Source organism: Streptococcus sp. SO2 (assembly GCF_030440025.1).
This window is the reverse complement of record NZ_JAQFJH010000008.1, coordinates 69410-77638: the sequence shown is the minus strand read 5'-3', so window position 1 is coordinate 77638 and position 8229 is coordinate 69410. Positions and strand designations below refer to the sequence as shown.

The window sequence follows — 8229 nt, the reverse complement described above, 5'->3', positions numbered from 1 at the left end:
TTAACGTGTGGTTTACTACGATCGTATTTTTCTTTTGCCATTTGAGTAAAAGCCTCCAATAAAATATATTTTATAGATAGACAGTAGGCAATACAGTCTAACTTTCCTTACTATTTTATCAAATTTCTGCTAAATTGCAAGTGTTTTACACATATTTTGTGAATTAATCTAAATCTTATCAAATCCTGTTCTTCTGCTTCTTTATGGCAATATGAATTCAAACTTATTTTGTTTGGAGATAGTATTTTCATCAAAAAAATCAGGTTTCCCTGATTTTAATTTGATTCTGTTTTTTCCAGTTCCTTAGCTTCTTTATGAGCTTCTTTATGGTTCTCATATAATTTCGCTAGGAACTTAGTAATTTCTTTAAAAATAGAGTAAGTAGGTACTGCTACGACCATCCCTATGACACCGTAGATATTACTTGACAGTAAAAGGAGCACCAAGATCGTAATCGGATGCACTTTCATAACTCCTCCAACGATGCGTGGATAGAGAACATTTCCATCAATCTGCTGAATAATGAGCATATAAGCAACCGCAATCAACATACGATGAGGATCCGTGAACACATTGGCAATCACCATTGGAATCAAGCCAATACTTGGACCAACATAAGGAATTAAATTTGCGATTCCAGAGAAAATAGCAAAAACTAAGGCGTACTTTAATCCGATAACGCTATAGCCAATATAAGCTAAACATCCAATAATAACCGCATCAATCGCAATTCCACTGATATAACGGGCTATAGTTGTATTGAGATTGGTTAAAAGGCTAGAAAGATTCAATTTGTCATGTTTTAAGACGGTACGTTCCAACATTGGTAGCAACTTATGACCATCCAACAAGAAGTAAATCAAGAATACAGGGGTCATAATGAGAATCAGCACTGTGCTAAACAAGGCTGAAAGAACGCTTCCTAAACTGTTGCTGACGCTATTCAAGATATTCTGGAGGATATCCACATAGGAGAGATTAAGTTGTTGAATTGTTTGTTGAATATCAATATTTTGGAAGACTGGATTCATGGACAAATCGATGATCAAATCTTGTAGTCTACTATAGATGTTTTGACTAGAAATAATCAAGCTGGTCAACTGATTAATCAAAATCGGCAAGAGATAAACGACCCCTACAACGATAGCACCAATCAAGGCACAAAGAGTGACCAAGACACCAATTAGACGATTGATCTTACATCTCTTTTCTAAGAAAGTAACGACTGGATTTGTAATGTAGTAAAAAAATCCACCAAGCAAAAATGGAATCATGATGGTATTCACAACTGTCACGAAGGGAGTAATGATGGCTCCCATTTCTCTCCAAAGATAGAAAATCAGTGTTAATAATAAAATTTCAGCTGTCCAAAAAAATAATTTGTTTCTGCGGAACATAGGTATCCTCCTTCTCTCTATTTTACCACATTTCTGAAAAAGATAAGATGGCTTTAGTAAAAAAGCGAGAATATTTTTTTTCTTTATGATAAAATAAAGCTAATATGAAAAAAATAATTTTATCTTTTATGACACTTTTTGTTTTTGGAACAGCTTCTACTGTTTCTGCTCAGGAGTTTGATGTTGCTGCTAAACATGCCATTGCTGTCGAGGCTACAACTGGAAAAATCCTCTATGAAAAAGATGCAAATCAGCCTGTAGAAATTGCTTCTATTACAAAACTGGTTACAGTTTATTTGGTCTATGAAGCTCTGGAACAAGGAACTATCAGCCTATCTACACCTGTTGATATTTCGGACTATCCTTACAAACTTACAACTAATTCTGAGGCGAGTAACGTCCCTATGGAAGCTCGAAATTATACTGTTGAACAACTATTAGAGGCTACAATGGTATCCAGTGCAAACAGCGCTGCGATTGCACTAGCAGAAAAGATTGCTGGTTCTGAGAAAGACTTTGTAGACAAAATGAGGGCTAAACTTCTTGAATGGGGAATTCAAGATGCAACTATTGTAAACACTACTGGTTTAAATAATGAGACACTTGGCGATAATATCTATCCGGGTTCTAAAAAAGACGATGAAAACAAGTTGAGTGCCTACGATGTTGCAATCGTCGCTCGTAACCTCATCCGAGATTACCCTCAAGTTTTGGAGATCACCAAAAAACCAACTTCTACCTTTGCAGGACTTGAAATCCACTCAACCAACTATATGTTGGAGGGAATGCCAGCCTATCGTGGTGGTATTGATGGACTAAAGACAGGTACTACTGATAAAGCTGGTGCTTCATTCGTGGGAACAACTGTTGAGAAAGGGATGCGTATTATTACGGTTGTTTTGAATGCAGATCAACAAGATACCAACCCTTATGCACGTTTTACTGCTACTTCAGCACTTTTAGATTATATTTCTGCAAACTTTGCTTTAAAAACCGTCGTTCAGAAAGGTGAAGCATACAATGATAGTAAAGTAACAGTTCTGGATGGTAAAGAAGATAATGTGACAGCTGTCGCTAAGTCAGACATTTCCATCGTCCAACGCATCGGAAGCGGTACTACACCAACTCTCCAATTCACACCGAAATCAACATCAGAAATGGCTCCACTGGAAGAAGGCAAGGTTGTCGGTACTCTGACCTATGATGACCAGGATTTGGTCGGGCAGGGCTATCTCACTTCCGACAAACCATCTTTTGAAATGGTTTCTGAAAAGAAAGTTGAAAAAGCCTTCTTTTTGAAGGTTTGGTGGAATCAATTTATCCGCTTTATCAATGAAAAACTATAAAAAAAAATCGCGAACAATCGCGATTTTTTCTTTATTTCATTTCTTTAAATGCTGCTTCTGCATCAGCGTTGCTAATAGCACCAAATTGGATTTTTCCGATTTTACCTTGACTGTCAATCAAGTATTCCGTTGGAATACTACGAATTTGGTAGGCTTGGAAGGTAGTTGCTTGCGTATCATATAGAACTGGAATATCCTTGTAGCCTTGTTCTTGGTACCATTTTGGAAAGTCTTGAACTGTTTTTTCACCTTGTAAACCAGGTGCAATGACACTCAAGATTTCAAAGTCTCGATCTTGTTTTGCAGCTAGTTCCATCAACTCAGGCATGCTTTTTTTACATGGTCCACACCAAGAAGCCCAGAATTTCAAATAGACCTTTTTCCCTTTATAGTCTGATAACTTCACTTCTTTGCCATCCATAGACTGCAAGGTAAAGTCTGGTGCATCCTTACCGACTGCGATTTGTTGTACAGCTGGTTGTTTTGGACTGCTTGTCTGTTTGGTTTCTTTTTCACCACAAGCAATCAACAAGAATAGAGACATGAGGCTCAATCCAGCAAAAATAACTTTTTTCATTTTTTTCTCCTTTTATCCAAGAATTCCTGACAAGGCATTTAACTGCCCTAGCATTAATAACAATCCCATCAAAATAATCAAAGCTCCCCCGATTTTCTTTAGTAGAATCATATGGGGTTTTAATTTACTAAAATAGGGCATAATCCAGCCCGAAGCCAAGGCCAAAACAATGAAAGGAAGGGCCATTCCCAATGTGTATACTAATGTTAACACGGCTCCTTGCCAAGCACCATTGCCACCGGAAGCTGCTAGGGCCAAGACTGAACTTAAGACTGGTCCGATACAAGGGGTCCAACCAAAACTAAAGGTTATCCCAAGTAAAAAGGCTGACAGATAGTGATTCGACTTTGATTGTTTAAAGGTTACTGTCTTTTGAACTTCCAGTTTATTGAAATGCAAGATTTCCATCTGGTGAAGCCCTAAAAGAATAATGACTATTCCCATAGCATAACGAAACCAGTCTGCATAGAGCATGTGCCCTAGGAATCCAGCTCCAAATCCTAAAATAAAGAAAATGAGGGAGATTCCTGCAATAAAGCACAAGGTTCGAATTAAACCAGACCATGCAACGTCTCTTCCAAAAAAGCGAAAGCTTTTCGAATTTCCCTGATCATCCAGTAAAATACCAGCATAAACAGGTAGCAAAGGAAAGATGCAGGGTGAAAAGAAGGACAGGATACCAGCTAAAAAAACGGATACTAGAAATATAATCGACTCCAACGAATTACCTACTTTCTCAAAATTCTAATCCTATTTTACTACAAAAGAAAAAATTTGTAAGAAGTCTGCTACGCTTATTTATTTTGACTAAAGTTGACACAAAAAAAGGAGCTAAGCTCCTTTATTTTAATACGTTCCTTCTTCACCTTGACTGGTCAAGATAACAGGGCCGTCTTTGGTAATCACGAACTGGTGTTCATATTGGCAAGACAGGCCGCCATCTATAGTCTTATGAGCCCAGCCAGTCTTCATATCTGTATCAATTTCCCAGTCACCAGTATTGATCATGGGTTCAATAGTTAGTACCATTCCTTCACGGAGACGGAGTCCACGCCCTGCAATACCGTAGTTAGGAACCATTGGCTCCTCGTGCATAGTTGGACCAACACCATGACCAACCAAATCACGAACGACACCGTAACCGCGACTTTCAGCGTATTCTTGAATGGCTGCACCGATATCACCGATACGATTGCCAACAACTGCTTGCTCAATCCCTTTATACATAGCTTCCTTGGTCACGTCCATCAGGTTTTTCACTTCTTCAGACGGTGTACCAACCGCATAAGCCCAACATGAGTCAGCTAAACCACCAGTATAACTTTGGGTGTATTTTTTCATTTGCTCAACATTGTTGAAGTTGAGTTTAGATACATTGAGGTCGGATTTGGCAATCGGACCACCCAATACCATGTCAACCTTGAGCAAATCGCCCTCTTTCAAGATGTAATGACGTGGAAAAGCGTGAGCTACTTCGTCGTTGAGAGAGCAACAAGTGGCATAGGGGTAATCCATGACTGCACCATCCACACCAATCTGTAAAGGAAGGAAATTCTCCTCTTTACAACGTCGTCGAACGTACTCTTCAACTTCCCACATATCCACGCCTGGCTTAATCAAATCACGTAAGCCGATATGGATACTTGCTAGGAAATCACCAGCCTTGTCCATGGCTTCGATTTCACGTGCTGATTTTAAAGTTATCATTTTTTCTCCTAGATTCTAATTAATTTTAACCGTAACATTTGCTTTTGAAACAATCTGATGACCATGATAAATATCATAATCAATAATAGCTGAGCGTCTCGTGTGGTGAATAATACGAGCCTGAATCCGCAAAGTATCATCTATCTGCACAGCCTGCAAGAAATAAATCAACATCTGCTCAATGATGAGATTACGTCCGCTATTGACAACGAGGTCTTGGGTCATATGGTTGAGGATTTCAGCCAAGACTCCATTAGCAAGGACACCATTTTTCTCCAACATGAAGGGCTCAACAGTAATAACGACTTCATCATGATGATAAGAGAGTTTTTGCCCGATTTGCTCTGAGAAGGTCGGCAAAGCAGAAACTTGGGAACGGCTCATCTTTTCCATGACATCTCGTCGTGTTACGACACCGAGCAAGGTTTGGTTACTTCTGACAACGGGAACCATCTCAAAATCTTCTGCAATCATTCGTTGACTGACATTGGCAATATTAGTCGCTAAGCCTGTTACGAAGATGCTCCGCGTCATCACCTTGTCAATCGTTGTGCTGGGTGACTTATCTCCCGCATCACGCATGGTAACAACCCCAACAACCACTTGGTGTTGGTTAATAACTGGGAAACGGCTACTTCTGTTCTTACGGACCAAGTCTAGATAGTCTTTGACTGTATCCGTCTCTCTCAAAAAGCCATACTCATGACTCGGACGATAGAGCTTTTCGACTGTTAAAATGTCTGTTTTGATTTGAACATTTGAGAGAGCTTTGTTAATCATGGTTGCGACTGTAAAAGTATCATGCTTACTTCTCAGAACTGGGATACCTTTTTTATTGGCTAGAGTCAATACATCATCTTGGACATGGAAACCTCCAGTCACAAGGACTGCATTTTCATTTTCCAGCGCTAAAAGTTGAATGCGAGTGCGGTCTCCTACGATCAACAGACCACCATCATGGAGATAAGACAGGATATTTTGCTCTGTCATAGCTCCAATGGAGAATTTGCTAAACTCTCTCTCCAACCCTTCCTGACCAGCTAAAACTTCAGATGAGGTGACTTCAGCAATTTCAGCATAGGTTAGCCTCTCAATAGCCACTTTCTGGGACTTGACCCGTATAGTTCCACTACGTGGCCGAGTTTCAACAATTCCACGATTTTCAGCTTCTTTGATAGCTCGGTAGGCTGTTCCGTCACTAACACCTAGGTGATTGGAAATACTGCGAACGCTAACTCTCTTCCCAATTGGCAACTCTTCCAGATAGGACAAAATTTCCTGGTGTTTACTCATTGAATTCTCCTTTTATGTATCGAAATTCAAGATAGTCCCTCATTTTTCGTGTATAGCGATCGCTTCCCTTAAACTGTCGGACGAGGCTAAAGCCTGATTTTAAGGCTACTTTTTGACTAGCTTGATTCTCCAGATGAGTGATGATGGATAATTGTTTTAAACCAAATTCTTCAAAGGAAAGCTGACAAAGCTTTGTAACCACTTCTGTCATAAAACCTTGTGACCAAGAATCCTTTTTTAAGAAGTAACCAATTTCTGCTTCTTTTTTGATTTCATCGATTTTTTCAAATTTAATGGAACCAATCATTTCCTGATTTCCTTGGAGACAAATTGCCCAAACACCTAGAGGATTCTTCATAAAATAGTTAGCAAGGGCGTACTGACTTTCTTCCAAACTTGCTTGGCTGGGAAAAATAAACTGTAAATTCTCAGGGTTTGAAGCAATCTCGAAAAACGCTTGACTGTCACTAAAAAAGAAAGGACGCAAATACAAGCGCTCCGTTTCAAAAAAAGAAAACATTGCTAATTTGGTCCAAATATTCATAATCACCTCAACGGCTTAGTCTTCAACGAGTGTAATATCTGCCCCAAGACTACGCAATTTTTCAATAATATCTGAGTAGCCACGAAGGATAAACTCAATATTCGTAATTTCAGTCTGACCTTGAGCCATCAAGCCAGCGATGACAAGTGCAGCACCAGCTCGCAAGTCTGTAGCTTTTACACTTGCCCCGTGTAACTTACGACCACCGTTGTAAATAATGTGATCGTTTGTAGTCGTAATATCCGCATCCATTTTTGCTAACTCAAAGACGTGATTGACACGTTTCTCATAAATCGTATCAATGATGGTTCCACGACCTTGGGCAGTTAGTAAAAGTGGCGTGATAGGCTGTTGCAAATCGGTTGCGAACCCTGGATAGGGAGCTGTTTTGATATTGATGGCCTTCAAATCAGACTGTTCTTCAACGAAGATACTGTCTTCTGAGACCGTCATACGAACGCCCATTTCCTCTAGTTTGGCGATAAAGCCTTCTAAATGTTCATAGAGAACGTTGTTAATGCGAATTCCTTTTCCTACCGCCGCAGCAAGTGAAATATAGGTTCCAGCTTCGATACGGTCTGGAATAACCTGATGACGCGTTCCATGAAGTTTCTCGACACCATCAATAATGATAATATCAGTTCCTGCACCACGAATATGGGCCCCCATATTGTTCAAAAGGGTAGCGACATCAATAATTTCCGGTTCACGAGCCGCATTTTCAATGACAGTACGTCCCTTAGCTTTAACCGCAGCAATCATGGTGTTAATCGTTGCTCCAACGCTAACGGTATCCATGTAAATACTTGCGCCATGAAGCCCCTTACCTTGGGCAGATAAATTCATATTATCTCCCTCATAGCTGACCTTAGCACCCATGGCTTCAAAGGCTTTTAAGTGAAGATCAATCGGACGAGGTCCCAGATCACATCCACCAGGAAGTCCAACTGTAGCTTCACCAAAGCGACCTAAAAGACTTCCGTAGAAATAATAAGAAGCACGCAAGCTATTAATCTTGCCATAAGGCATAGGAATGTTCTGAACACCTCTTGGATCAATCTCCAAGACATCCTCATAACGCTTAACAGTCGCCCCCATAATTTCCATGATTTCGACAAGACTAGCAACGTCTGAAATATCTGGAACACAATCTAAAGTGACAATATCATCTGATAAGATAATAGCTGGAATAAGCGCTACAACACTATTTTTAGCACCACTAATGGTGATCTCACCTTGCAATGGACGTCCACCATTGATGACAATTTTTCTCATGTTTTACTCTTTCAAAATTTACTAAAAAGGTCTTTTCGTTCTATTATACCATAATTTTCAGTTTTTTCCCATTCCTATTTACTAAATACC

At 39.6% G+C, this 8229-nt stretch carries 8 protein-coding genes; 1 reads left to right on the top strand and 7 read right to left on the bottom strand.

Annotated features, from left to right (window positions below):
* Window positions 1–275: 275 nt before the first annotated feature.
* Window positions 276–1397, bottom strand: a complete 1122-nt coding sequence (locus PCY17_RS08015) for an AI-2E family transporter (RefSeq protein ID WP_000489829.1) — start codon at window positions 1395–1397, stop codon at window positions 276–278.
* A gap of 104 nt (window positions 1398–1501) precedes the next feature.
* On the opposite strand from PCY17_RS08015, the gene pbp3 reads away from it, so the two are divergent.
* A complete protein-coding gene (gene pbp3 / locus PCY17_RS08010) occupies window positions 1502–2743 on the top strand; it encodes a D-alanyl-D-alanine carboxypeptidase PBP3 (RefSeq protein WP_301392555.1) in 1242 nt (413 codons plus the stop codon).
* Between the two features lie 31 nt (window positions 2744–2774).
* On the opposite strand, the gene sdbB is transcribed toward pbp3, so the two are convergent.
* The 6 genes from sdbB to PCY17_RS07980 form a co-directional block, all read right to left on the bottom strand.
* Window positions 2775–3320 (bottom strand): thiol-disulfide oxidoreductase-associated lipoprotein SdbB, encoded by a 546-nt coding sequence (sdbB, locus tag PCY17_RS08005; protein ID WP_000755591.1) that lies wholly within the window; start codon window positions 3318–3320, stop codon window positions 2775–2777.
* 12 nt (window positions 3321–3332) lie between these two features.
* Window positions 3333–4040: a thiol-disulfide oxidoreductase-associated membrane protein CcdA2 gene (gene ccdA2, locus PCY17_RS08000; RefSeq protein WP_002875594.1), complete on the bottom strand. Its 708-nt coding sequence runs from the start codon at window positions 4038–4040 to the stop codon at window positions 3333–3335.
* A gap of 126 nt (window positions 4041–4166) precedes the next feature.
* On the bottom strand, window positions 4167–5027 hold the full coding sequence (locus PCY17_RS07995; protein ID WP_000631561.1) for a methionyl aminopeptidase: 861 nt from the start codon (window positions 5025–5027) through the stop codon (window positions 4167–4169).
* A gap of 15 nt (window positions 5028–5042) precedes the next feature.
* On the bottom strand, window positions 5043–6320 hold the full coding sequence (gene spxR, locus PCY17_RS07990; RefSeq protein ID WP_000033812.1) for a CBS-HotDog domain-containing transcription factor SpxR: 1278 nt from the start codon (window positions 6318–6320) through the stop codon (window positions 5043–5045).
* On the bottom strand, window positions 6313–6864 hold the full coding sequence (locus PCY17_RS07985) for a GNAT family N-acetyltransferase (RefSeq protein WP_001028745.1): 552 nt from the start codon (window positions 6862–6864) through the stop codon (window positions 6313–6315). Before PCY17_RS07985 ends, spxR begins: the two co-directional genes overlap by 8 nt.
* Window positions 6865–6879: 15 nt before the next feature.
* Window positions 6880–8139 carry a UDP-N-acetylglucosamine 1-carboxyvinyltransferase gene (locus PCY17_RS07980; RefSeq protein ID WP_001227109.1) on the bottom strand — a complete coding sequence of 420 codons (1260 nt, stop codon included), beginning with the start codon at window positions 8137–8139 and terminating at the stop codon, window positions 6880–6882.
* Between the last annotated feature and the right edge of the window lie 90 nt (window positions 8140–8229).